At 62.1% G+C, this 21,054-nt stretch carries 25 protein-coding genes and 1 tRNA gene; 14 read left to right on the forward strand and 12 right to left on the reverse strand.

What is annotated here, in order from left to right; genetic code table 11:
• Positions 1-23 precede the first annotated feature (23 nt).
• Entirely contained in the window at positions 24-1,481 is a 1,458-nt protein-coding gene (locus QWE_RS05465) for a S8 family serine peptidase (protein WP_006725095.1), read from the forward strand.
• 19 nt (positions 1,482-1,500) lie between these two features.
• Here the strand turns inward: QWE_RS05465 and QWE_RS05470 are convergent, their stop codons facing one another.
• Positions 1,501-1,902 (reverse strand): ketosteroid isomerase-related protein, encoded by a 402-nt coding sequence (locus QWE_RS05470; protein WP_006725096.1) that lies wholly within the window; start codon positions 1,900-1,902, stop codon positions 1,501-1,503.
• 81 nt (positions 1,903-1,983) lie between these two features.
• Between QWE_RS05470 and QWE_RS05475 the strand changes: the two genes are divergently transcribed.
• The 10 genes from QWE_RS05475 to QWE_RS26015 all read left to right on the forward strand — a co-directional run bounded on the left by QWE_RS05475 (position 1,984) and on the right by QWE_RS26015 (position 8,313).
• Positions 1,984-2,577: a GNAT family N-acetyltransferase gene (locus QWE_RS05475; RefSeq protein WP_006725097.1), complete on the forward strand. Its 594-nt coding sequence runs from the start codon at positions 1,984-1,986 to the stop codon at positions 2,575-2,577.
• Positions 2,574-3,449: a carbon-nitrogen hydrolase family protein gene (locus QWE_RS05480; RefSeq protein ID WP_006725098.1), complete on the forward strand. Its 876-nt coding sequence runs from the start codon at positions 2,574-2,576 to the stop codon at positions 3,447-3,449. Before QWE_RS05475 ends, QWE_RS05480 begins: the two co-directional genes overlap by 4 nt.
• Positions 3,450-3,523: 74 nt before the next feature.
• Entirely contained in the window at positions 3,524-3,793 is a 270-nt protein-coding gene (locus tag QWE_RS05485) for a CopG family ribbon-helix-helix protein (RefSeq protein WP_006725099.1), read from the forward strand.
• Positions 3,790-4,104, forward strand: a complete 315-nt coding sequence (locus tag QWE_RS05490) for a type II toxin-antitoxin system RelE/ParE family toxin (RefSeq protein ID WP_006725100.1) — start codon at positions 3,790-3,792, stop codon at positions 4,102-4,104. The genes QWE_RS05485 and QWE_RS05490 overlap by 4 nt, the downstream gene beginning before the upstream one ends.
• 123 nt (positions 4,105-4,227) lie before the next feature.
• A complete protein-coding gene (gene lepA / locus QWE_RS05495) occupies positions 4,228-6,048 on the forward strand; it encodes a translation elongation factor 4 (protein WP_006725101.1) in 1,821 nt (606 codons plus the stop codon).
• 711 nt (positions 6,049-6,759) lie between these two features.
• On the forward strand, positions 6,760-6,957 hold the full coding sequence (locus QWE_RS05500; RefSeq protein ID WP_237369955.1) for a hypothetical protein: 198 nt from the start codon (positions 6,760-6,762) through the stop codon (positions 6,955-6,957).
• 62 nt (positions 6,958-7,019) lie between these two features.
• Complete coding sequence (locus QWE_RS05505; protein ID WP_006725103.1) at positions 7,020-7,244, forward strand: DUF2188 domain-containing protein; 225 nt, start codon at positions 7,020-7,022, stop codon at positions 7,242-7,244.
• A gap of 90 nt (positions 7,245-7,334) precedes the next feature.
• Positions 7,335-7,565 (forward strand): type II toxin-antitoxin system CcdA family antitoxin, encoded by a 231-nt coding sequence (locus QWE_RS05510; RefSeq protein ID WP_006725104.1) that lies wholly within the window; start codon positions 7,335-7,337, stop codon positions 7,563-7,565.
• A 2-nt stretch (positions 7,566-7,567) separates the two neighbouring features.
• A complete protein-coding gene (locus QWE_RS05515) occupies positions 7,568-7,867 on the forward strand; it encodes a CcdB family protein (RefSeq protein WP_006725105.1) in 300 nt (99 codons plus the stop codon).
• Between the two features lie 80 nt (positions 7,868-7,947).
• Positions 7,948-8,313 carry a YegP family protein gene (locus QWE_RS26015; RefSeq protein ID WP_006725106.1) on the forward strand — a complete coding sequence of 122 codons (366 nt, stop codon included), beginning with the start codon at positions 7,948-7,950 and terminating at the stop codon, positions 8,311-8,313.
• 1,375 nt (positions 8,314-9,688) lie between these two features.
• On the opposite strand, the gene QWE_RS05525 is transcribed toward QWE_RS26015, so the two are convergent.
• The 5 genes from QWE_RS05525 to QWE_RS05545 all read right to left on the reverse strand — a co-directional run bounded on the left by QWE_RS05525 (position 9,689) and on the right by QWE_RS05545 (position 14,682).
• Complete coding sequence (locus QWE_RS05525) at positions 9,689-11,326, reverse strand: CRTAC1 family protein (protein ID WP_006725107.1); 1,638 nt, start codon at positions 11,324-11,326, stop codon at positions 9,689-9,691.
• A complete protein-coding gene (locus QWE_RS05530; RefSeq protein ID WP_100220849.1) occupies positions 11,323-12,636 on the reverse strand; it encodes a vanadium-dependent haloperoxidase in 1,314 nt (437 codons plus the stop codon). Before QWE_RS05530 ends, QWE_RS05525 begins: the two co-directional genes overlap by 4 nt.
• Positions 12,637-12,734: 98 nt before the next feature.
• Positions 12,735-13,328 (reverse strand): LysE family translocator, encoded by a 594-nt coding sequence (locus QWE_RS05535; protein ID WP_006725109.1) that lies wholly within the window; start codon positions 13,326-13,328, stop codon positions 12,735-12,737.
• Between the two features lie 110 nt (positions 13,329-13,438).
• Entirely contained in the window at positions 13,439-14,143 is a 705-nt protein-coding gene (locus tag QWE_RS05540) for a type 1 glutamine amidotransferase (protein WP_006725110.1), read from the reverse strand.
• 98 nt (positions 14,144-14,241) lie between these two features.
• Positions 14,242-14,682, reverse strand: coding sequence for a DoxX family protein (locus QWE_RS05545; RefSeq protein ID WP_006725111.1), 441 nt, complete (start codon positions 14,680-14,682; stop codon positions 14,242-14,244).
• Positions 14,683-14,806: 124 nt separating this feature from the next.
• Between QWE_RS05545 and QWE_RS05550 the strand changes: the two genes are divergently transcribed.
• On the forward strand, positions 14,807-15,109 hold the full coding sequence (locus tag QWE_RS05550) for an Rdx family protein (protein WP_006725112.1): 303 nt from the start codon (positions 14,807-14,809) through the stop codon (positions 15,107-15,109).
• A 46-nt stretch (positions 15,110-15,155) separates the two neighbouring features.
• On the opposite strand, the gene QWE_RS05555 is transcribed toward QWE_RS05550, so the two are convergent.
• Positions 15,156-15,620: a BA14K family protein gene (locus tag QWE_RS05555; protein ID WP_006725113.1), complete on the reverse strand. Its 465-nt coding sequence runs from the start codon at positions 15,618-15,620 to the stop codon at positions 15,156-15,158.
• Positions 15,621-15,873: 253 nt separating this feature from the next.
• Between QWE_RS05555 and QWE_RS05560 the strand changes: the two genes are divergently transcribed.
• Together QWE_RS05560 and QWE_RS05565 are read left to right on the forward strand one after the other, a co-directional pair.
• Positions 15,874-15,960: transfer RNA gene (locus QWE_RS05560), tRNA-Leu, on the forward strand.
• Between the two features lie 171 nt (positions 15,961-16,131).
• Positions 16,132-16,353 (forward strand): hypothetical protein, encoded by a 222-nt coding sequence (locus QWE_RS05565; protein ID WP_006725114.1) that lies wholly within the window; start codon positions 16,132-16,134, stop codon positions 16,351-16,353.
• A gap of 54 nt (positions 16,354-16,407) precedes the next feature.
• Here the strand turns inward: QWE_RS05565 and QWE_RS05570 are convergent, their stop codons facing one another.
• The 5 genes from QWE_RS05570 to QWE_RS05590 form a co-directional block, all read right to left on the reverse strand.
• Positions 16,408-17,634 (reverse strand): TadE/TadG family type IV pilus assembly protein, encoded by a 1,227-nt coding sequence (locus QWE_RS05570; protein WP_006725115.1) that lies wholly within the window; start codon positions 17,632-17,634, stop codon positions 16,408-16,410.
• Positions 17,635-17,827: 193 nt separating this feature from the next.
• Complete coding sequence (locus QWE_RS05575; protein WP_006725116.1) at positions 17,828-18,211, reverse strand: hypothetical protein; 384 nt, start codon at positions 18,209-18,211, stop codon at positions 17,828-17,830.
• Positions 18,212-18,282: 71 nt separating this feature from the next.
• Positions 18,283-19,137: a C40 family peptidase gene (locus QWE_RS05580; protein ID WP_006725117.1), complete on the reverse strand. Its 855-nt coding sequence runs from the start codon at positions 19,135-19,137 to the stop codon at positions 18,283-18,285.
• A gap of 14 nt (positions 19,138-19,151) precedes the next feature.
• Positions 19,152-19,499 carry a MarR family transcriptional regulator gene (locus tag QWE_RS05585; protein ID WP_006725118.1) on the reverse strand — a complete coding sequence of 116 codons (348 nt, stop codon included), beginning with the start codon at positions 19,497-19,499 and terminating at the stop codon, positions 19,152-19,154.
• A gap of 91 nt (positions 19,500-19,590) precedes the next feature.
• Positions 19,591-20,982: a leucyl aminopeptidase family protein gene (locus QWE_RS05590; RefSeq protein WP_006725119.1), complete on the reverse strand. Its 1,392-nt coding sequence runs from the start codon at positions 20,980-20,982 to the stop codon at positions 19,591-19,593.
• Positions 20,983-21,054: the final 72 nt, after the last annotated feature.

The raw sequence follows: 21,054 nt of genomic DNA on the forward strand, positions 1-21,054 counted from the left end.
CATCGGCTAGGGAGAGATGGAACATGGATCGCATCTTGGCAAGGTTGCTCGGCGGATTGCTGAGCCTCGCTCTAATTCTTCCACCACCGGTCAACCTGCCTTTCGCCCCGTCGCTGCCGCTCATCAGCTTCGCCCATGCCGATGACGACGATGACGGCGGCGGGGATGACGATGATGATGATGATGGCGGGGGTGGGCGCAGCGACCGTGGCGGCTCCGGTGGATCGGGCGATCGGACGCCATCCCGTCAATCCGGCTTCACCCTCTTCCCATTCCTGCAATCGCCCCGCCAGGCGCCGGTCCGCCGCGCAGCGCCTGCCGCCATTCCCGACCGCGTTCCGAACGAGATCATCGCCGCGGGCCTCCCGGAAGCGGCCATCACCCAGCTGACCACCGAAGGTTATAGAGTTGCCGAGCGTCAGAGCCTCGCACTGCTGGCGCCCGAACCGGTTGGCGAGCCCGCGAACCAGCCAGCCACCGAGATTGTCCGTCTGGTCGTGCCACGCGGCACCGGGCTCGAGGCGGCCCGCGCGCGGGTCACAGCACTCGCACCCGTGGCAGAGGTCGACTTCAACCACTACTACCGCCCCGAACAGACCGAAACCGCGCCCGATTGTGGCGGGCAGAGTTGCGCGCTGGTGCGCGAGATCATCGGCTGGCCTCTCGATCCTGCAGGGCTCGTGCAGCGTTGCGGCAGCCTGCCGAAGATCGGCCTGATCGACACCGCCATCAATCCCGCTCATCCCTCGCTCGACAAGGCGAGGCTCGAGGTCATCCGCATCTCCGACGATGCCCTGCCGCAATCCGGGCGCCAGCACGGTACGGCGGTTGCTGCCCTTCTCGTCGGTGCCACCGGCAGCCGGGCACCCGGTCTCCTTCCGTCATCCGACCTGATCGCCGTCGATGCCTTCCGCCGGCTCGGCGGTTCGGCCGATGTTGCATCGACCTTCGATCTCGTCCGCGCACTCGATGCGCTTTCGAGCCGCAATGTGCGAGTGATCAATCTCAGCCTCGCCGGTCCGGACAATGTGCTGCTAAAGAAGACCGTGGAGGCCATGATCGCTCGCGGCGCAATCCTCGTCGCGGCCGTCGGCAATGCCGGTCCACGGGCGAAGCCGCTTTATCCCTCCGGCTATGAGGGCGTCATCGCCGTCACCGCCGTCGACCGGAGCCGCAATCCCTATCGGCGCGCCAATCGGGGGGAGCATGTCGATATCGCAGCCCCTGGCGTTAATGTCTGGACGGCCGCCTCGATCAGCGGCGCTCGGCCGAAGAGCGGCACGTCCTTTGCCGCTCCCTTCGTCAGTGCCGCGGCCGCGGTCCTGCTCGCCGAACGACCGGACCTCACGCCGGCCCAGATGGCCGAGGCCCTGTCGCTGTTGGCGCAGGATATCGGTGCTCCCGGCAGAGACCAGGTTTTCGGCTGGGGCCTGCTCGATGCCCGTCGTCTCTGCACCGCCGAAGCCTCGGCGGCGCCCTGAGGGAAATGTCCCGGTGACGTCAGCCGCCGACCTGGGCGATCCAGTCGGGCAGGCTGTAATAGTTGGAAATGCGGGCGACCTTGCCGTCGCGGATCTCGAAGAAGGCGCCGGCCGGCAGGCGGTAGGTCTGGCCATCGGCTTCCGGCAGGCCCTCGTCGGTTGCAAGATAGGTGCCGTTGACGATGAATTCGGCCGCACCCCGCGTGCCGTCCTCGTTGACCATCACCACCATGTCGGTCAGCTCTTCCTTGTAGCAGCGGTTCATGTGGTCCATGAATTTGGCGAAGGCGTCCTTCCCCATCTGACGGGCGCCCTGGTTGATGTCGTGCGCGACGTCATCGGTCAGGAGTGCCAGAAAACGATCCATGTCGCCGGCATTGAAGGCGTCGTAATAGGCGCGGATGGTATCAGCGGCGGTCATCGGTCACTCCTCGTCGTGGAATTGCTTTCTCGGGTGGTCGCAGATGGGTATAACCACTCCGCAACGGACTGAAAACACTCTATGGCCATCACCATCCAATCCTTTTCCGGCAGCGACGCGACGCCCTTCTTCGGCGACCTTGCACGGCTGAGAACCACCGTCTTCCGCGCCTTTCCCTATCTCTACGAGGGAAATCCTGTGTACGAACAGACCTATCTGTCGACCTATGCGAAGTCCGAAGGCTCGGTCTTCGTGCTCGCGATCGATGGCGACCAGGTGGTCGGCGTTGCCACGGGAACGCCGATGGCCGGTGAGACGGAAGAGGTGAAGCGCCCCTTCTTCGAGGCCGGGCTCAATACACAAGAGTTCTTCTATTTCGGCGAAAGCGTGCTCCTGTCCGAATATCGTGGCCAGGGCATCGGCGTGCAATTCTTCGAGGGCCGCGAGCAGCAGGCCAGAAAGCTCGGCCTGCGCTACGCCACTTTCTGCGCCGTCGAGCGCCCCGCCGATCATCCGCGCCGCCCGGCCGATTACGTGCCGTTCGACGCCTTTTGGGCCAAGCGCGGCTATACCCATCACCCCGAGCTTCGCACGACATTCACCTGGCGCGACCTTGACGAGAGCGTCGAAAGCCCGAAGCCGCTTTCCTTCTGGATCCGGGACCTCAAAGCATGACAGCCCTCACCCTTGCCGCCTGCCAGTACAAGATCGATCTCATCGAGCGCTGGGAGGAATATGTCCTCCACCTGACGGGCCTGGTGCATCAGGCCGTCGAGCGCGGCGCGAAACTCGTGCTGCTGCCGGAATATGCCGGCCTGGTGCTCGCGGGCCAGCTCGACACAGCCACCCGCTCCGACCTTCACGGCTCGATCGCCGGCATCCAGCCGCTGATCCCGGCCTGGGTCGAGCTTTGTGAAGAGCTCGCCCGCACCCATTCGATCGTCTTTCAGCCCGGCTCCGCCCCCGTCCTCGACCCCGACGGCCAATACCGCAACCGCGCCTTCCTCTTCGGACCCGATGGCCTTGTTGGCCACCAGGACAAGATCATCATGACACGCTTCGAGCGCGAGCAATGGGGCATCGCTGCCGGACGCGACGGCCTCACTGCCTTCGACACACCGCTCGGCAAACTCGGTATCCTGATCTGCTACGACAACGAATTCCCGATGCTGGCCCATAGCCTTGCCGAAAAGGATGTCGACCTGATCCTTGCACCCTCCTGCACCGACACGCTGGCCGGCGCTTACCGCGTGCGCATCGGCGCCCAGGCCCGGGCGCTGGAAAACCAGATCGCCGTCCTCTCGTCACCCACCGCAGGGACCGCCCCGTGGTCCCCGGCGCTCGACGAAAACCGCGGCCGCGCCGCCCTTTACGTGCCCTCCGACTACGGCATGCCACCCAATGGCATCTATGCCGAAAGCAAGAGCGACGCGGTCGAGGAAAGCCACTGGCTGATCACCGAGATCGACCTCGACACGGTCCGGCGTCTGCGCACGGAAGGCCAGGTCGCCACCCGCCGCGACTGGCCGGAACAGTTCGGGGTGTAAGGCTTCTCCGCAATCGTTCTGGTGAATGGTTGGTGGCCACGCTATCATGCGGAGGCAAACAGCGGAGCCGAACCATGCCTTCCCGAACGACAATCACGATTGAAATTCGACAGGATGTGAAGGACCAGCTGGATGCGCTCGCATCGGGCGTCGAGCAAAGCAGCCAGTATCTCGCCGAAGAAGCAGTGACCGCCTTTGTCGAACAGGAGATTGCCCTGCGGCAGTCCATCGAAAAAGGCCTCGCAGAAGGTCGAACCGGTGATGTGATCCCTCATGCCGAGGCGATCGCCGAGATGCGTGCGATGATCGCCGCCGTGCGACGCGACCGGACAGCGCAGGAATGAAGCGCCCGGTCGTCTGGGCGGCCGATGCCACGCGTGATGCGCTCAATATTCTTAGCCATATCGCAGAAGACGATCCCGATGTCGCCGAGCGTATCGTCGACCTGATAAAGGCTGCAGGCACTTCGCTCGGCGAGATACCAACCGGACGACCAGGGCCGGTCTCAGGCACATTCGAGAAATCACTCGCGCCCCTGCCTTGGATCCTCTGCTACGCCGTCGATGACGTGCCGGACGAGCAGCGTATCCTGATCCTCCGGGTCATTCACACCGCCCGCAGCTGGCCGAAGGATGCCTGGCCTGAGCAGACCTGAGCGATCGCCGCTCGCATTTGGCCCAAAGTCCGCCTCCCTGCGACGTCAAAACCGCCGTGATCGCCTGCAAAACCCGATCTTTCCGCTTTGCGATGCAAGGGCTCACTGCTATATGCGCGAGCCATGAGCACCGATCGCACCCCTCTCGACCATATCCGCAACTTCTCCATCGTCGCCCATATCGACCATGGAAAATCGACCCTGGCCGACCGCCTGATCCAGTCGACGGGCGGCCTCGCTGACCGCGAGATGTCGGAACAGGTTCTCGACAACATGGAGATCGAGAAGGAACGCGGCATCACCATCAAGGCCCAGACGGTGCGGTTGCACTACAAGGCCAATAATGGCGAGACCTATGTGCTGAACCTGATCGACACGCCCGGACACGTCGACTTCGCCTATGAAGTCTCGCGTTCGCTGTCGGCCTGTGAAGGCTCGCTGCTCGTGGTCGACGCCTCTCAAGGGGTGGAAGCCCAGACGCTGGCCAACGTCTACCAGGCGATCGACAACAATCACGAACTGGTCACCGTCCTCAACAAGGTGGACCTCCCGGCTGCCGAGCCCGAGCGCATCAAGGAACAGATCGAGGAAGTCATCGGGATCGATGCCTCCGAGGCCGTCCTCATCTCGGCCAAGACCGGCCTCGGCATTCCCGACGTTCTCGAAGCCATCGTCCACAAGCTGCCGGCGCCGAAGAGCGAAGGCGGCGAAAAGGCGCCGCTCAAGGCCCTGCTGGTCGACAGCTGGTACGACACCTATCTCGGCGTCATGGTTCTCGTCCGCGTGCTCGATGGCGTGCTCACCAAGGGCCAGACCATCCGCATGATGGGCACGGACGCCAAATACGTGGTCGAGCGCGTCGGCGTTCTCACCCCGAAGATGGTGGCAGTGGATAGCCTCGGTCCCGGCGAAATCGGCTTCTTCACCGGCTCGATCAAGGAAGTGGCCGACACCCGCGTCGGCGATACCATCACCGAAGATAAGCGCCCGACCGCCAACATGCTGCCGGGCTTCAAGCCGGCCCAGCCGGTCGTGTTCTGCGGTCTCTTCCCCGTCGATGCCGCAGACTTCGAAGACCTGCGCGCTGCCATGGGCAAGCTGCGCCTCAACGACGCCTCCTTCTCCTTCGAAATGGAATCCTCTGCCGCCCTCGGCTTCGGCTTCCGCTGCGGCTTCCTCGGCCTGCTGCATCTCGAAATCATCCAGGAACGCCTCGAGCGCGAGTTCGACCTCGACCTGATCGCAACCGCCCCGTCCGTCGTCTACAAGCTGTTCATGACCGACGGCACGGAGCGCGAGCTGCACAATCCGGCCGACATGCCCGACGTGGTCAAGATCGCGGAAATCCACGAGCCGTGGATCAAGGCGACGATTTTGACCCCCGATGACTATCTCGGCGGCATCCTGAAGCTCTGCCAGGACCGGCGCGGCATCCAGACCGAACTCACCTATGTCGGCAAGCGCGCGATGATCACCTATGAGCTGCCGCTCAACGAAGTGGTCTTCGATTTCTACGACCGCCTGAAGTCGATCTCGAAGGGTTATGCTTCCTTCGACTACCATCTCGACGGCCATCGCGAGGGCAACCTCGTGAAGATGTCGATCCTCGTCAACGGCGAGCCGGTCGATGCGCTCTCTATGATGGTCCACCGCATGGCAGCCGAAAAGCGCGGCCGCGACATGTGCGAAAAGCTCAAGGACCTGATCCCGAAGCACATGTTCAAGATCCCGATCCAGGCCGCCATCGGCGGCAACGTGATCGCCCGCGAAACCATCTCGGCACTCCGCAAGGACGTGACCGCGAAGTGCTACGGCGGCGACGCTTCGCGTAAGCGCAAGCTGCTCGACAAGCAGAAGGCCGGCAAGAAGCGCATGCGCCAGTTCGGCAAGGTCGAAATTCCGCAGGAAGCGTTTATTGCCGCGTTGAAGATGAGCGACGAGTGAGGGGGCAAAAGCCCCTTCTTTGATCTGCAAGTATATTTTGATTTATAGCGATCTCTCTGACCGGCAATCAGAGAAATTAACTCATTGTGTTCAAATACTTGGCACTTTTGCCCGTTGCCCACAATCTGACACCACAACATATAGCGTTAACATTTCCTTCACAGACCACCCCTTGACGGAATCAGTCGGGACGATGTTAATGAACCCTGTTGCGGCGGCGACTGGACCGGGCATAACGAGGTCGGGTTTCATCAAACATTTTTAGCAGCTTTCTTGCATGTGGAACGGCGTTCTGACGACGCTCTACGCGATGGGATATTTGTGCAATTTTGACCACCGAACAGGGGTTCTGGGGCTAGCTGCAATATTCTGTTGTTACTATATTTAGTGTTTGCAGCCACTTTCGCCGCTATGTAATTCTCGTTCAGATCACGAGGAATTGGCCAGCGTGACAGTAATTCGGAGACGATGATGTTTAGAAGAAAAATAGCCAGCCGCACCAACGAGCACCGTCGCGGCTGGCATTAATAAGAAGGGCCACACAACAGATAGGGGTGCAACCCGACCTGCAATGTGACCCGTGGTGTCAGCGGACAAGCCCAATCCGTTGGACGGATGTACTGAGAGTGCCGATATCTGAACCGTTACATTTTCAGACTCGCATCTCTCGGTCTCCGTTTCAAGAGGGCATCCTCAATGGAGATCATTATCATGAATGATAATGCCAAGCCGAGCCCTGCGCTCACCTTCGATGACGCCGTCCAGATCTGGCTCTGCCACTGGACCGGCGAGTTTCAGAACCGGATTGCGGCGCGTCTCGACGTCAATCCGGGCCGCGTGAACGAAGTTCTCAAGGAACGGAAGTTCATCGGCAGCCGCGAAGCGGCCCTTCAGAAACGCTCAGCATGACGAAGTGAGGTCGCTGCGAAAGCAGCGGCCTTCCTCCTCACGATCGAACAAGGATTCTGAAAATGACAAAACGCAATCAACACGTCGTCCCCCATGCCAATGGCTGGGCCGTCAAGGGTGCCGGCTCCAGCCGCGCCACCAAGGTTGTCGAAACCCAGCGCGAAGCGATCGGCATTGCCCGTGGCATCGCGCAGAACCAGCAGTCGGAAATGCTGATCCATGGAGAAAACGGTCGCATCCGCGAACGCAATTCCTATGGCAATGATCCGTATCCGCCGAAGGGGTGACACCTCCGCCGGGGGCGGTTCGCCGCCCTCGGCACCTGCTTTCTCATATGCGAATTTCGCGCTATAATGGCGCTTCCTCGGAGTTGCGCTATGTCGATCGAAGCCCGCAAAGCCCATGACCTGACCGTCAGTAAAGCCCTTGTTGCCGAAGCTGAAGCCCTTAGCCTCGACATCACCGGTGCTGCCGAAAAGGGCATCGCGCTTGCCATCAAGGCAGAGAAGGAACGGCGGTGGAAGATCGAAAACGCCGAGGCCCTCCAGGCATCCAACGACTATGTCGCCAAGCATGGCCTTCCACTCGCGAAATACCGGATGTTCTGACCATGACCCGCTTCCACGTTCACCGCATCGGGAACGACGGAAGCCTGGCCCTCGACGTGCAATCCAATCTACTCGATGCCCTGACGACCCGCGTGGTCGTGCCACTCGCACCGGTCGGTGACGTTGCGACCCCTGTTTCGCGCCTGAATGCGCGCCTTGCCATCGATGGCGAGACCTTTGCGATGCTCACCCAGTTCATCACGACGGTCCCCGTCTCGGCCGTCGGCCCCTCGATCGCCGATCTCTCCGCCCGCGCCGACGAGATCACCGCCGCCACGGATTTCCTTTTCCAGGGCTTCTGAGCCCTGCTTGCCCGCCTGCCACAGTCGCGCTAGCATTCGAATGCAATCATAAGCCGATGGGCAAAGCAGGGGAGACAGGCATGCACAAGTTCAAGATCCTGAAGACCGAAAAGGGCGAGTTCCGCGTCCAGTTCGTCTACAATGCCGAGATCATGGTCTGGTCGGAAAACTACGCCTCGAAGGCAAGCGCGAAGAACTGCGTCGAGTCGCTGAAGAAAAACGCGCCGGCAGCCCCTGTCGTCGACCTCACCAAGGAGGAGACCGGCAGCGGCTATCGCTTCGAGATCGACGAAGCCAAGAACGGCGAAACCTTCGTCCGCTTCCGCGCCGCCAATGGCGAGATCATGGTGCGCTCGGAAACCTACAAGTCGAAGTCGAGCGCCAAGAACTGCATCGAGTCGATCCAGAAGCGGGTGGCGGAGGCTGCGGTCGAAGAGGTGGAGTGAGCGCTTGCGGCTCCCCTCCCCCATGCGGGGGAGGACGGAAAATCGAAGGCTTAGGCCAGCGCAAGCGGCCTAAACTTCAGATTTTCCTGGAGAGGGGCACAGTGCCGTTGGCACTGACATCACCGAGCCCCTCTCTTGCGATTTCAGATGTTTAGCCGTGGCTTGCGCCACGACTAATTCATCGAAATCGCTTTCTCCCCCGCAAGGGGGAGATGGCCCCCGCGCAAGCCGCCAAAACCCCCTCAATTCCCGCAGTGCGAGGGGGATGAGTTTGAGAAAATCCCGAGCAAAATCAAACCCCGACATGTTTTTTCATCCCCGCCCATTTCCACCCCCTTACCCTAGTCCCCGTCCCGCCCTCGGATACACCTGACGATGCGATGTCAGACGAGGCGGGGCCGGCGCCGGGGCTAAGTGCTGTCGCAGGCACAAATCCCCGGCCCGCTGCAACGGTCTCCCTCCGGACGAGGGGCTGGTAACGAAGGTGACGGGGTCGGATGCCCAGGTCACCGGATACCCCGATCGGAAGGACGTGCCTTAGAGGCACACAGACAAGGCGCCCACGCCGTCGCGAACATACCAGACGGCGGGGCGAAACAAACGGCGGGGATGCGGGCCAAGTCGCGAATGATCAAAGCCCCATCCCCCGGGCGAGGGTCCCGGTCGGATTGGTGCACCATCCGGCGGGAACCTCCCAGGCCACCGGCCAGGCTGAAGCGTCATCTCACGGTGATGCCAAAGCCGGACCCGCGCCCGGTCATTCCTCGGGAGAAATCCCGAGGACCGTCGCCGCCTTGCCAGAGAGACGCATGCAGCGGGAATAGACGCCGAACGAGGCGCCGGAAGGAGCCACATAAACTACTTAGACAGGTTGCTTCTGGCGCCTCGTCCGAGACAATCATGAACCCACCCGGAGGGAGCAATCCTGACCGGTGGCGAAGCTTGGGGTTTTTGACATTGATAGATCACCCCTCATCCTGAGGTGCCTGGCCTGCCCGACCTCGAAGGGCGAGGCCACCTAGGGATGCTTCGAGGCCCTCGCCTTGCAACGGCACCTCAGCATGAGGGAGCCGAAGCGCCTGCGGGGTCCCATCTCCCCCTTTGCGGGGGAGAACGGAAAATCGAAGGCTTAGGCGAGCGCAAGCCGTCTAAACTTCAGATTTTCCAAGAGAGGGGCAAAGTTCCATGGGCGCAGGCCTCACCAAGCCCCCCTCTGGCGAAATCTGAGGTTTGGCCCTGATCGGGCCAATTCCTCTCACAGCCTTCGCGGGCGTCGCGCTCAGGCCTCCGTTCGCTGAAATCGATTCACTGGATCGATTTCTGGCCTTCGGCCACCGCTCCGAAGTCTCCCCCGCAAGGGGGGAGATGGGTGCCCTCACAACCCCTCACCCGGCTTCCACGCTCTCGGCGCCACACCGCGCTCGACCACATAAAACCTGTCCGCCGCCACCTTCTGCCAATCCCCAATATCGCCATCCGGCCAAAGCACGCGGATCTCGGTTTCACCCAGTTCCCCCAAGCCGACATGATGCCAACCGGTCTTGCCGCCCGCATGGCCACCGCCGATCGTTACCTCGCGACGCTGGATGACGTCCCCGGTCTTCACCTCGATCCAGGCGCCGACCGCATCGCGGTTCGAGCCGCCCTGCCGGAGCGCAACCTGCAGGAAGCGGCCCGGCGTTTCCGTCATGTTGCGCCAGATCTCCACGGGCGCGCCCTGGTTGACGACGAGGAGATCGACCAAGCCATCGAGATTGAAATCGACAAGCGCGCCACCCCGTCCCTTGGCCATGGAGGCGATGCCAGCCTTGTCGCCCAATTCGCTGAACTTGCCGTCCTTGCCCTGAACGAGCAGGTTGTTGGGATCTTTCTCGGCGAAATCGGGCATCTCCGCGACATTGCCCTTGGCAACGAAAAGATCGGTGCGGCCGTCATTGTTGACGTCCTCGAAATCCGTGTGCCAGGCGGTCGAGGGGCGGATTTCGCCCCCGACATAGGGCCGGTGCGCTGTGGCCCCCTTGGCAAACGCAACGTCGTTGTAGGAGGGCTTCGGCTTGCCATCGACGGGGATTTCGGCCAGTTTCTGCAGCTTGTTGTCAGCCATGCTGGTGAGGAAATATTCCGGGTAACCGTCGAAATCGAGGTCGTGGCCGGCAATGCCCATGCCCCAGATGCGCAGATATTTCCACCCTTCCTCCTGGGTATACAGCCGCGGCGCCTCACCCGGCTCGACATGCCACATCTGCTCCTGGCCGCCCTTGTAATATTCGCGGTCGTTGGAGACGCGTAGCGACGGCGTGCCGGAACGGTTCCAGTCGGTGAAGAGGATCGACAGCGGGCAAAAGGACGGATTGAGCGCGAGCGGCGGGGCGAAGCGGCGCTCGGTCGCGGAGACGGGGCGGTGCAGCCAGTTGTCGGTGCAGGAACCCCAGGGCTCGAAGTCCTCGAAACGGTCGATGTAATTGCCGATAGCGAGCGTCGGCCAGATGTTGCCGCGCTCCCAGGTGGCGGAGAAAGCTGTAGACCAGGCATCACCACCATCGAATCCCCAGGCTTCATTGGCGCGCTCGAATCGGCATTCGCCCAGGCCTCGCATGACGACATTTTCGCCGGAGCGCAGGAGGACGACGTCCTGCTGCCCGTCACCGTCGATATCGAGCGGATAGGCGCCGATCACCTTGTCGAGTTCGAGGCCTGACGGTTTTTCCTCGAATTTCATCGGGCCGCCCGGCGTACTGCGGTTGAGGTAGAATTTCGCCTTGTCCTCGCCGCCGGAAAGCACAAGGTCGGGAAATCCGTCGGCATTGCAGTCGAAACTGCCGGCGCCGCCGCCGACCATGAATTCCCAGTCGCCGCGATAGGTGCTGGTGATGCCGCTGGAGGCGGTTTCGTCGGTGAAGCGGGGTACGAGAGGGCCGCCATTGGCAAGCGCTGTGCCGGCTTGCAGCGCGGCCAACAGGACGGCCGCAAGAGCGGTTCGGCAATGGTGCGAGGCGATGGCTTCGGCCGTCATCCGCGCGTCCTCAGGGCAACCGCCTTTTCGCCGATGCAGCGGCCCTGGTCGAGGCCGCGATCGATCGCGGCGCGGAAATGAATGCCGCCATAGAGGCGGGAGACACCGGCTTCTTCTGCCGCACCCCAGAAGCTCTTGAAGCTCCGGTTGGGCAGCTTGTCCTTTTCATGCGTGTTGTCGGTGAAGGCGAAGTTCTCGCCGAAGAAGGCCGTCAGCACGGTGGCTGCCGCACCCGACTGGGTGGAATGGCCGCTCGGATATTCCGGGAAGGGCGGCGTGATCAGGATCGGCTCCCATTTGGGGTCGATGACACGCTTGATATAGGTGACCGGGCGCAGGAGATCGTATTCGAACTTGGAATGCCAGCAGCCGATGAAGGCGTCGGCGAGCGTGATACCAAGGCGGGCGAGAAGGTCGGCATGTTCGGCGGCACTGGCTTTGCGCTCGTCGAGCACCTTCAGGCCGATGACGATCCAGTGGCCGGGCGGGGTCGGCGAGAGCATCGGGTCATCCGACCAGAAGCGGGCGATGGCGCGCTGTTCGGGCGACAGGTTCTTGACGGTCTCATAGACTTCAAAGGCTTCCTGATAGAAATCCGAGCCCTTTACCTCGCTATAGGCAGGCGGTGCTGGCAGGGGGCAACCATTGCCCGTCTGCATCGCGAAGGGACGGTTCTCGCCCCATTTGGGCAGGAGAGGCAGTTGCTGCTGGTTGATCAGGCTGGTCGGCACCCAGCTGTCCTTGTTGTCCCCCAGCGTGAATTCCAGGGGAAAGCCCATGTTCTCGACCTTGGCGCCGCCGTCCTCCAGGGACCAGGCGAGGATATGCGCCGTAATGCTTTCTCCATAGGCCTGGCTGCGGGCGACAAGATCGGGGGCAAGACCGGTGGACACTTCGGACGAGAGCTTTTCGGTCATGCGCTTCAACGCGCGCTGACCGGTCGGACCGGTATTGCCGAAGAATTCGCGCGCGGCGGATGACAGGGCGGCCTGCATGACGACGGCCTCGTCATAGGCGATTCCGGCCTGGCGCGGCGGCACGGGGTCAAGGCCGTTCACCTGACCGGCAAGCGAGGTCATGGTGGTGTCGCCCGAAGCGAGCGCCTCATAGGCGGTCACCCCGAGATAGGCGAAGGCGCGGCTCGCGACCGGCGGCGAATAGCTCGGCGTGTGGCGGACGAGTTCGAGGATGAGGCGATACCAGTCGCGCATCACCTTGTCGGCGCCCACTGGAGATGCCTGGACCGGCTGGACCGCAAGCGCCAGAATGATGAAGCAGAGCGCCATCAAACGCTTCCCCACTGCCTTCATGTCCCCCTCCCACAGGTTTCTGAAGCGATCTCAATCGATTGAATATGGATTAAGCACGGGGGCGAATGGCTCGCAAGAGGGCGGAGGATGTCGGGGGATCAAATCCAGCCGATGGCGCGGCCAGCAAGACTCAAGGCAAAGGCCACGAGGCAGCTTGCGGCGACACGCCCGAAGAGCAAGGGGTTGGTGGTGGCCAGCCGCCGGAGGATGGCGGCGCCGGCGCTCAGCCAGCAGGCGGCGACGATGACGACGAGCAGCGAAAAGACGGCGAGATAGGGGAGCGGCTGGAGCAATTCATCCAGCGAACCCCTGCCGGCTGCGGGAATGAGGGCGAGCCCGATGATCAAGGCCTTGGGGTTGAGCACCGTGGTGGCGTAGACGGCAGCCACCGTCGTTCCACCCTGCGCATTGGCCGAGGGCGGACGCATCCAGAGCCGGGCGGCGAGCAGCAAGACCCAGAGGGTCGAGGCGAGCTTGATGCCAAGGGCTGCAGCCGGCTGATCAATGAGCAGTGGCGCGGCCAAGAAGACAAGCGGAACGATGGCCGTGAGATAGCCGGCGCATTCGGCACCGATCAGCGGCAGCGAGGCCTTGATGCCGCGCGTGGCGCCTGAAACGGCAAGTAGGGTATTCGTCGGCCCCGGTGTCAGCAGAAGGAGCAGGACGGCAAAGGCAAAGGCGGACAGGGACAAGGCAGAACTCCGATCAGTGAAGTCGGAGATAGCAGGTCGGAAGTTCCGGCGGCTTGATGTCGGTCAAACCCGGGCACGACGCACGGATGCGCGTGAGACGGGGGACCCGTTCATGACGGTCGGATCTGCCGGACCCAGGCATGGGCGAGCGCCAGCCCGGCTTGATCGGAGAGCTGCCCGTCGGTCGGTTCGATCTCAGGATGGCGGTCGAGCCAGCCCGGCTCCTTGCGCTCGATGACCTCTGGGAAATGCGTCATCCAATTGCGCACGACGTCTCGATTGGCCTCGAAATGGAACTGGAAACCATAGGCCGCGCGGCCGATACGGAAGGCCTGGTGACGAGCGGCTTCGTTTTCCGCCAGATGGGCAGCGCCTTCTGGCAAGGTGAAGGTGTCGTCGTGCCATTGGAAGGACAGGAAACGGTCGGGGAGGACCGACAGCACCGGATCGGCTTTGCCGGCCTCGGTGCGGCCAATGCTGCGCCAGCCGAATTCGGGGGCGGCACCGATCAGATTGTCGCCACCATAGGCGCGGGCGAGCAACTGGCTGCCGAGACAGATGCCGAGCACGGCCTTGTCGCTGTCGCCGAAGCGGCGCATCAGGCTTACGAGTTCCGGGAGATAGGGATGCTTCTCGTCGTCGCGGGCATTCTGCTCACCACCGAACACCACCAGAGCGTCGAAGGCATCGAGGTCCGGCAGTGGTTCGCGGGCATAGGCTCGGATGGTGGCGGTTTTCGCGCCCGCCTCTGATAGCGCAATGCCGACCTGACCGACTTCGGTGACGCGGGTGTTTTCGACGATGGCAACGCGCATGGGGAATCGGATCTCGTGGGTGGTTGCCCTCAGAGAAAGCATGCGGATGCGAATGTCGCAAGACGGAAGGGCGCCGCAAGCAGCGCCCTTCCGGGACCTCAGAAGGTTTTCTTCAGACGGGCGTCGACAGAGTGGCGGTTGCCGCCACGGATGACGAAATAGAACGTCATCGCCGCCCAAAGCAGCGATTTTTCAGCCCCGGAGAAGCCCTGATCCAGCTGGATCCAATGGAAATAGACCGTAACCAGCAGGACGATCGTTGCGGCAAAGGCTGCCGGGCGGGTGAGGAGACCGATTGCGAGCAGGATGCCGCCGAAGAATTCGGTGATCGCCAGAAGCGGCGACCAGAAGACGCCGGGATAGAAGCCGAGGCCCTCGACCATCTGGACGGCGCCGAAGGGATCGACGATCTTCCCGGCGCCATGGATGACCAGGAAGCCACCGGCCACCAGACGCAGCAGGGTTTCGACCCCTTCGTGACCGGAGCGATAGACGGGGGCAAGGGCAGGAACAAAAAGACGGTTCGGTTCAATGGACATGAACAAACTCCAAAAAAGACAATAACCTGCGCGTCATGGCCGAAGCTTGGCTGCGTGGCAATTGGACGCACGCAGAAAAGTTGATTAGTTGGGTTAACTTATCCGTGAAGTGAGGAATAAGCCGATGGAAAAACCCCGGATTTCGATCACCTACTGCACCCAATGCAACTGGCTTCTACGGTCAGGCTGGATGGCGCAGGAACTGCTGCACACCTTTGCTGACGATCTGGGCGAAGTGGCACTTATCCCGGGCACCGGCGGGATTTTCGAGATCAAGCTGAACGACGCGCTGATCTGGGAACGCAAGCGTGATGGCGGCTTTCCAGGCCCGAAGGAGCTGAAGCAGAAGGTGCGGGATGCCATCGATCCCGAGCGTGATCTCGGCCATGTCGATCGTGTGAGCCGCAACGAAGGGCTCGACAGCTGAGATCGGCGAAGGCGGTCGAACGACCGCCTTCAAAAATTGCTTGCTCTCAATAGAAGGGCGATTGGCAGACCTTGTAGTAGCCGCTCGAGGAGAGGAACTGGTTGGTGCGCGGATTATAGGACCGATAGCGGTTCAGGCACCAGTCGACATGCCGCTCCCAGCCGCGGCCCGGCGGGCGGTAACCCGGATCGGCATAAACCGGCGGACGCGGTCGCGGACGGTAGCCGGGTTCGACATAGACAGGCGGACGTGGGCGCGGGCGATAGACCGGCGGTTCGTCATAGACGGATGGCGGATAGTATTCCGGTGGCAGAGGGCGTGGACGGCGCGGCGGCGGGCGGTCCCAGGTCTCGTAGCAACCGGAGAAGTCGCAGACGAGATCGATCTTTTCGACATCAGAGCTCTGTTGCGAAACCGATGGCATCGGCTTGGTCATCGCAGCCTCCGCCACGGAGGTGAAAAGCTGGAGACCGGCGAGCGCCACGGCCACAAAAGCGGATCGAATCGTCATGTAGTCATCCCGTCGTTCATCCCGGCGGCGGGCGAACCGCCTTGCCGACCGCGAGATAGAGCATTTCGATCACGGCTTTTTCACGACGGCGTTACTCCCCGGTGGACGGCGCAGAAAGCCTGTGTCCCAACGCATCTGCGGATCCGCTTCCGGCATTTTCCGACAATCAGGCAAACGCCTTCATCGCCCCGACATGAAAACTTCAAAAAGCCGGTTGACAGGTCGGAGCAGTCCCTTTACACGGCTCCTCGTCGCCCAGATGGCGGAATTGGTAGACGCGCCAGCTTCAGGTGCTGGTACTCGAAAGGGTGTGGAGGTTCGAGTCCTCTTCTGGGCACCAAATTCCGATTTGAGATCAGCAGTTTATGCGATCCTCAAACACTTTAAAAAGCCCGGCTTGCCGGGCTTTTTTCTTGTCTGAAAATTGAGTTGCCGGTGCCGTCGCACTGTCGTTTTCAGTGCGATTTTTCACGCATTCCCGAGCACCCCAAGACCGCCACAGGGACAGACCATGGACGAGACCGTCGCCATCGAAAGCCGCAGCGAATTCGCCCTTTGGGCGATCGAACGTGCCAAGGAAATTGTGGCCCAAGAGGGCACGGCGCTGGCGCTTGCGGCGCGCGATATGGACGAGGAAGGGTTGCGCGAGGCCGGCCACAAGCTCGGCGGCGCGATCAGCGAAGCGCTGATCGAAGTGTTCGACGGTTTGCTCGGTCAGGACGATCAGGGTTGAGAAAAAGGGCGCCCAACGGACGCCCTTCCTCGATCTGAATTCCTTCGACCAGCATCAGCGCAGAATGCGAGGATTGGCGAGACCGCTCGTCGGCGTCGAACCGCCACCCGACAGGGGCTCGATCTTCCAGTTGGCCGAATTCATGATGATGGTATTCACCACCAGTGTGATGTTGTTCGTCTGGTTCGTGGTCGAATTGTAGGTCACGTCACGATTGGGCAGGTGGATGATCCCCTTGAGGATCTCGCCCTTGCTGCCGTTGAAGACATATTGCTGCGGGTTGCGGTTGTTGCTGGCGTCGCTGGTCTTCTCGAACATCAGGATGTCCTTGTAGGGTCCGGATGTCGGCGCTGTCGCCGTGAAGGTCAGACCGCCATTGGCGCGGATCTCGCTGTTGACGTCGGGGAAATAGAACGTAACCCCTTCCGCCTTCACCGTTGCGCCGGAATTTATGATCATCCGGCCGGAAATGATGTGCAGACCCGGTTTGAACGTGACGGTCGGCGAGCCGTTGAACGTGGTTCCGCAGTGCTTGCCCGGCTGCAGCGTGATGGACTGACCGTCCATCGTGCCCGAGGTGGTGCAGTTTGCAGGGACCTTAGGCTCAGGCATCTTGCCGGCGAAGGGATCCGCTTCCGCCGCGCATTTCGTCTGAAGATTGCTGAGCGTTCCACCGTTCTTGATGTAGTTCGTGCCCTTGACGCAGAATTTCGCCGTATCGATCGTTGCCCCGGCATTCATGATGAAGGCGGGATTGCTGGTCGAATGGACGTGGACCTCGCATTTCGTCGATTTGACATTGGCACCGGAGTTGATGAGCACGGCCTGGCTCTTGTTGCCGAGAGCATAGATGCAGCCATTGCCGCCAGCCGCCTCTTCCGCCCCGGCAGCGACGGTGGTGTTGACGCCAAGCGTGAAGCTGCTCAGGCCGACAATACCGAGAAATCTGTTGTCGACATCCTGCTCGTAGCCGCCGGTCAGCGAACCGTCGGCATTGACCGTCAGCGTGAAGCCGGCGCTTTCATTCAATTCGTCCTGCTCGGCGTTGAGACCGAGAAAGTTACGGGCTTCGAGCTCCTGGGCGCTTTTCCCACTCTTGCGGGCAGCGGCGAGCATGGCGGCGTCGAGCTGAGCCTGCATCTCGATACGCGTGTTGTAGGCCGAAGCGACATCCAGGGCACCACCTGCGGACACGAGGACGATCGGTGCGAGCAATGCGGAAATGAGACCGAAGTTGCCCGACCGATCCTGCCAACAGTGTCTGATCTTCTCCAGAAGCATGATGTGTCCTCATTGTTTGAAACGACAATGGATCCGAACCACGCGGGATGGACGGATGCCGTCTATTGAGGACAACCTAAGAACGAAATACTACTTTCGCGTTTTAATCTTACGTAAAATCTTGCAAAACCCGATCAACGTCAGTTGATCGCGTAACTTGCTGCCTCGAACGACTGAAGCGATGCCGCCGAGATCAGTCGATAACCCTCGGATTGACGCCGGGATACCACATGCGGCCGGACCGCGGCGGCTCGGTGCCTTCATAGACAATGCCGTTTTTTTCGCAGCGGTAGACCGTATAGGGCAGGCTGTCGCGCAGATCACGGCGACCGAAGTGTTGGCGGTTGGGGACAACCGTCCGCGTTTCACAGCTGACGTTTTCACCGAACTGGTTGACAGGATCCTCCGGCTTCACGCCCGGCAGGTCCTTGAAACTCTCCTGGCCGGCCTTGCCCCAGGTGATGCCTTCGGCTGCGGAGGCGGGCACCGCGAGCGCTGCGAAGGCGGCCAGCGACGCAATCACAAGACCGAGGCCGGTCTTTGCGAGGACATTGTTTTTGCGGTTGGCCGGCAGCATGGGCAATCTTCTCGTCAGCTCTAATGGTGCCGATATAAGCGCTCGCCACGGCTGCACCAAGACCGGGATCATCACGTTTCGGCGACGGGGCGGCGGTAGCTGGTCGGAGTGCCATAAAGCCAGCCGATGCGTTCGATGGCGGCCTCAAGCGTCTCGCGGGCCACGGACATGGTGTTGCCGTTGGCGTGAATCATGGTCGTTTCGTCTTCCATGATCGCCACATGCCCCTTCCAGAAGACAAGATCGCCGCGCCTGAGCTCGGCACGCTCCACGGGCACGCCGAGGCCCGATGCCTGCATGTCGCTATCGCGCGGGGCTTCCTGCCCGGCCATGCGCATGGCCAGCTGCACAAGGCCCGAGCAATCAATACCGAAGCCGGATTTGCCACCCCAGAGATAGGGGGTCTCAAGGAATAGTCCGGCGACAGTGACGTAATCCGGCACGGGCGGGTCCGAGATCGGGCTTAGGTGGGGGGCGACGAGCGCATCTCCATCTGAAAGCAGCAGGTAGCGCGTGCCACGGGTTTCCGCCTCGCCCGATATCGTTAGCCGGCTTCCCATCGACAATGCCATGCGCGTGGGGAAGCGCAAGTCGGGGCCCGAATAGACGAAGGTGCGCGGCACGGTGACGACATGGGTAGTCGCAGCGACCGGGCCGAGCGTTTCTTCCGGCAGGTAGCCGACATAACCATCGTCCACCGCCTGCACCCAGGCCCAGCCATTCTTGCGCTCGAAAACCTGGACCTCTTCACCCATCAGGAGTTCGGTATCGATACCGACATTCAGATCCGGTTTTGGGCGAAGTGCCACCACCGGCAGGGTGACCATGGCAGGTTCCGGCGTGACGAAACATTCGGCCTCGACTTGGCCCTTCAGGGCGATGTCGGCGAGATCAGAACGGAAGGCGTTGAGGCGCCGGTCGAGCATGATTTCAGTCTCCGTCAGCCGAGCGTGCGGCCCCGGGCGATGATGTTATCGCCGAATTTTTCGAGAAAGAGCGCACCGCCGACGGTGCGCTTGACGATGACGCTGCGGCGGTCGAGCTCGTCTCTGATGCGATCAACGAGGCCCATCTCTCCCAGCGTGTCGAGGGCGCGGGTGATGACCGGCTTGGTGACATTGAGGGTGGCGGCAAGGCCGCGCACCGTGTGGGGCGGCGGCACAAGATAGATCTCGAGCAGCACAGCGAGCTGGCGCATGGTGAGGTCGGGGCCTTGCCTCTGCACCTGATCGAGCGTCACCTCGTGCCACAGGGTAAGCGCCTGGGTCGCCGTCATGTCGAGGCCCATGGCCCCTCCCCCTTATGATGGTCCGGGGTTTTCGCCCCCGCCATATCATTCCGGCAAAGGAACGATCTGGCAAGGGGTCGGGCGCTCAGGCTCAGTCGGCGCTGGACTGGAGATAGCGGTAGAGTGCGCGGATCGCCTGCGCCTCGCCGCCGACAGGCGAATGAGCGCGTTCCGTCGGCGACCAGCCGAAGATGTCGAAATGTGCCCAGCGGCGGCCCGGCGAGACGAAGCGTTTGAGGAACAGGGCCGCCGTGATCGCACCCGCCATGCCGCCGGAGGGGGCATTGGTCACATCCGCGATCTGGGCCTTCAACATGCGCTCGTAGCCCTTGTAGAGCGGCATGCGCCAGAGCGGATCGTCGACCTCGAGGCTGGCATCGGCGATCTGATCGGCGAGCTCCTCGTCGTCGGTGAAAAAGGGCGGAAGGTCGGGCCCGAGGGCCACGCGTGCGGCCCCCGTCAGCGTCGCCATGTCGATGATCAGATCGGGCTCGTCGGCATCGGCGTAGGTCAGCGCATCGGCGAGGATCAGGCGGCCTTCGGCATCGGTGTTGTCGATCTGGACGGTCAGCCCCTTGCGGCTCTTGTAGACGTCACCAGGGCGGAAGGCATTGCCGGCAATGGCGTTCTCGACGGCGGGGATGACGACGCGCAGATCGACCTTGAGCTTGGCATCCATGATCATCAGCGCCAGGCCGAGAACATTGGCGGCGCCACCCATGTCCTTCTTCATCAGAAGCATGGAGGAGGCCGGCTTGATGTCGAGGCCGCCAGTGTCGAAGCTCACGCCCTTGCCGACGAGAGTGACCTTGCGATGGCCTTTCTTGCCCCAGCGCATCTCGATGACGCGCGGCGCGACGGTGGAGGCGCGGCCGACGGCATGGACGAGCGGAAAGTTCTTCTCGACGAGTTCGTCGCCGGTGATGACGGAGACCTCGGCCTTGTAGTGCTCGGCGAGGCGGCGCACGGCGGTTTCGATATCGGCCGGACTCATGTCGTTGGCCGGGGTGTTGATCAAGTCACGGGCGAGATAGACGCCCGCCAACTGGCGCTTGATGTCGGCGGCATCGGCATCCTGCGGGATCAGGAGGCGCGGTTCGGTGACCCGCTCGGAACGATAGCGGTCGAAGCTGTAGGCGCCGAGGCCGTAGCCGAGCAACAGGCGGTTTGCGGTGAGCGGGGCAGTTTCGATGTGCCATTCGCCGGCCGGCAGCGCACGGGCGAGCTTGCCGGTCAGATAGGGGTTTTCGGACGGGTTGGAGCCGAGCCCGAACAGCGCGCCACCGACATGCCCGTCCTCGGTTGGGATGAGCAGCACCGAACCGGCCTCGGCCTTGAAGCCCGCCTTCTTCGCCCAATCGAGGGCGAGTGGTTCCAGCGTGCCGGTCTCGACATGGGCCGGGGTGACGGCGAAGACCGGGAGCGTCTTGCCGCCCTTGGTGCTGAACGGGGACGGTCTTTCGATATACTGGAACGGGGCCATGGGGAGACGCTTTCTGGAGATTCGGCTGAAGAATCGGTCGGGGCTCGATTAACACTCCGTTAGGGTTAACAG

It is taken from the genome of Agrobacterium albertimagni AOL15 (assembly GCF_000300855.1).
GTDB classification, from domain to species: domain Bacteria; phylum Pseudomonadota; class Alphaproteobacteria; order Rhizobiales; family Rhizobiaceae; genus Allorhizobium; species Allorhizobium albertimagni.

What these genes read in the sequence shown, in the direction of transcription:
- QWE_RS05470 (WP_006725096.1), bottom strand. Translation starts at nt 1,902, where the DNA reads ATGACCGCCGCTGATACCATCCGCGCCTATTACGACGCCTTCAATGCC.
- QWE_RS05510 (WP_006725104.1), top strand. Translation starts at nt 7,335, where the DNA reads ATGTCGATCGAAGCCCGCAAAGCCCATGACCTGACCGTCAGTAAAGCC.
- QWE_RS05525 (WP_006725107.1), bottom strand. Translation starts at nt 11,326, where the DNA reads ATGACGGCCGAAGCCATCGCCTCGCACCATTGCCGAACCGCTCTTGCG.
- QWE_RS05540 (WP_006725110.1), bottom strand. Translation starts at nt 14,143, where the DNA reads ATGCGCGTTGCCATCGTCGAAAACACCCGCGTCACCGAAGTCGGTCAG.
- QWE_RS05475 (WP_006725097.1), top strand. Translation starts at nt 1,984, where the DNA reads ATGGCCATCACCATCCAATCCTTTTCCGGCAGCGACGCGACGCCCTTC.
- QWE_RS05465 (WP_006725095.1), top strand. Translation starts at nt 24, where the DNA reads ATGGATCGCATCTTGGCAAGGTTGCTCGGCGGATTGCTGAGCCTCGCT.
- QWE_RS05480 (WP_006725098.1), top strand. Translation starts at nt 2,574, where the DNA reads ATGACAGCCCTCACCCTTGCCGCCTGCCAGTACAAGATCGATCTCATC.
- QWE_RS05490 (WP_006725100.1), top strand. Translation starts at nt 3,790, where the DNA reads ATGAAGCGCCCGGTCGTCTGGGCGGCCGATGCCACGCGTGATGCGCTC.
- QWE_RS05485 (WP_006725099.1), top strand. Translation starts at nt 3,524, where the DNA reads ATGCCTTCCCGAACGACAATCACGATTGAAATTCGACAGGATGTGAAG.
- QWE_RS05570 (WP_006725115.1), bottom strand. Translation starts at nt 17,634, where the DNA reads ATGCTTCTGGAGAAGATCAGACACTGTTGGCAGGATCGGTCGGGCAAC.
- QWE_RS05550 (WP_006725112.1), top strand. Translation starts at nt 14,807, where the DNA reads ATGGAAAAACCCCGGATTTCGATCACCTACTGCACCCAATGCAACTGG.
- lepA (WP_006725101.1), top strand. Translation starts at nt 4,228, where the DNA reads ATGAGCACCGATCGCACCCCTCTCGACCATATCCGCAACTTCTCCATC.
- QWE_RS05585 (WP_006725118.1), bottom strand. Translation starts at nt 19,499, where the DNA reads ATGGGCCTCGACATGACGGCGACCCAGGCGCTTACCCTGTGGCACGAG.
- QWE_RS05590 (WP_006725119.1), bottom strand. Translation starts at nt 20,982, where the DNA reads ATGGCCCCGTTCCAGTATATCGAAAGACCGTCCCCGTTCAGCACCAAG.
- QWE_RS05565 (WP_006725114.1), top strand. Translation starts at nt 16,132, where the DNA reads ATGGACGAGACCGTCGCCATCGAAAGCCGCAGCGAATTCGCCCTTTGG.
- QWE_RS05515 (WP_006725105.1), top strand. Translation starts at nt 7,568, where the DNA reads ATGACCCGCTTCCACGTTCACCGCATCGGGAACGACGGAAGCCTGGCC.
- QWE_RS05575 (WP_006725116.1), bottom strand. Translation starts at nt 18,211, where the DNA reads ATGCTGCCGGCCAACCGCAAAAACAATGTCCTCGCAAAGACCGGCCTC.
- QWE_RS05505 (WP_006725103.1), top strand. Translation starts at nt 7,020, where the DNA reads ATGACAAAACGCAATCAACACGTCGTCCCCCATGCCAATGGCTGGGCC.
- QWE_RS26015 (WP_006725106.1), top strand. Translation starts at nt 7,948, where the DNA reads ATGCACAAGTTCAAGATCCTGAAGACCGAAAAGGGCGAGTTCCGCGTC.
- QWE_RS05530 (WP_100220849.1), bottom strand. Translation starts at nt 12,636, where the DNA reads ATGAAGGCAGTGGGGAAGCGTTTGATGGCGCTCTGCTTCATCATTCTG.
- QWE_RS05545 (WP_006725111.1), bottom strand. Translation starts at nt 14,682, where the DNA reads ATGTCCATTGAACCGAACCGTCTTTTTGTTCCTGCCCTTGCCCCCGTC.
- QWE_RS05500 (WP_237369955.1), top strand. Translation starts at nt 6,760, where the DNA reads ATGAATGATAATGCCAAGCCGAGCCCTGCGCTCACCTTCGATGACGCC.
- QWE_RS05555 (WP_006725113.1), bottom strand. Translation starts at nt 15,620, where the DNA reads ATGACGATTCGATCCGCTTTTGTGGCCGTGGCGCTCGCCGGTCTCCAG.
- QWE_RS05580 (WP_006725117.1), bottom strand. Translation starts at nt 19,137, where the DNA reads ATGCTCGACCGGCGCCTCAACGCCTTCCGTTCTGATCTCGCCGACATC.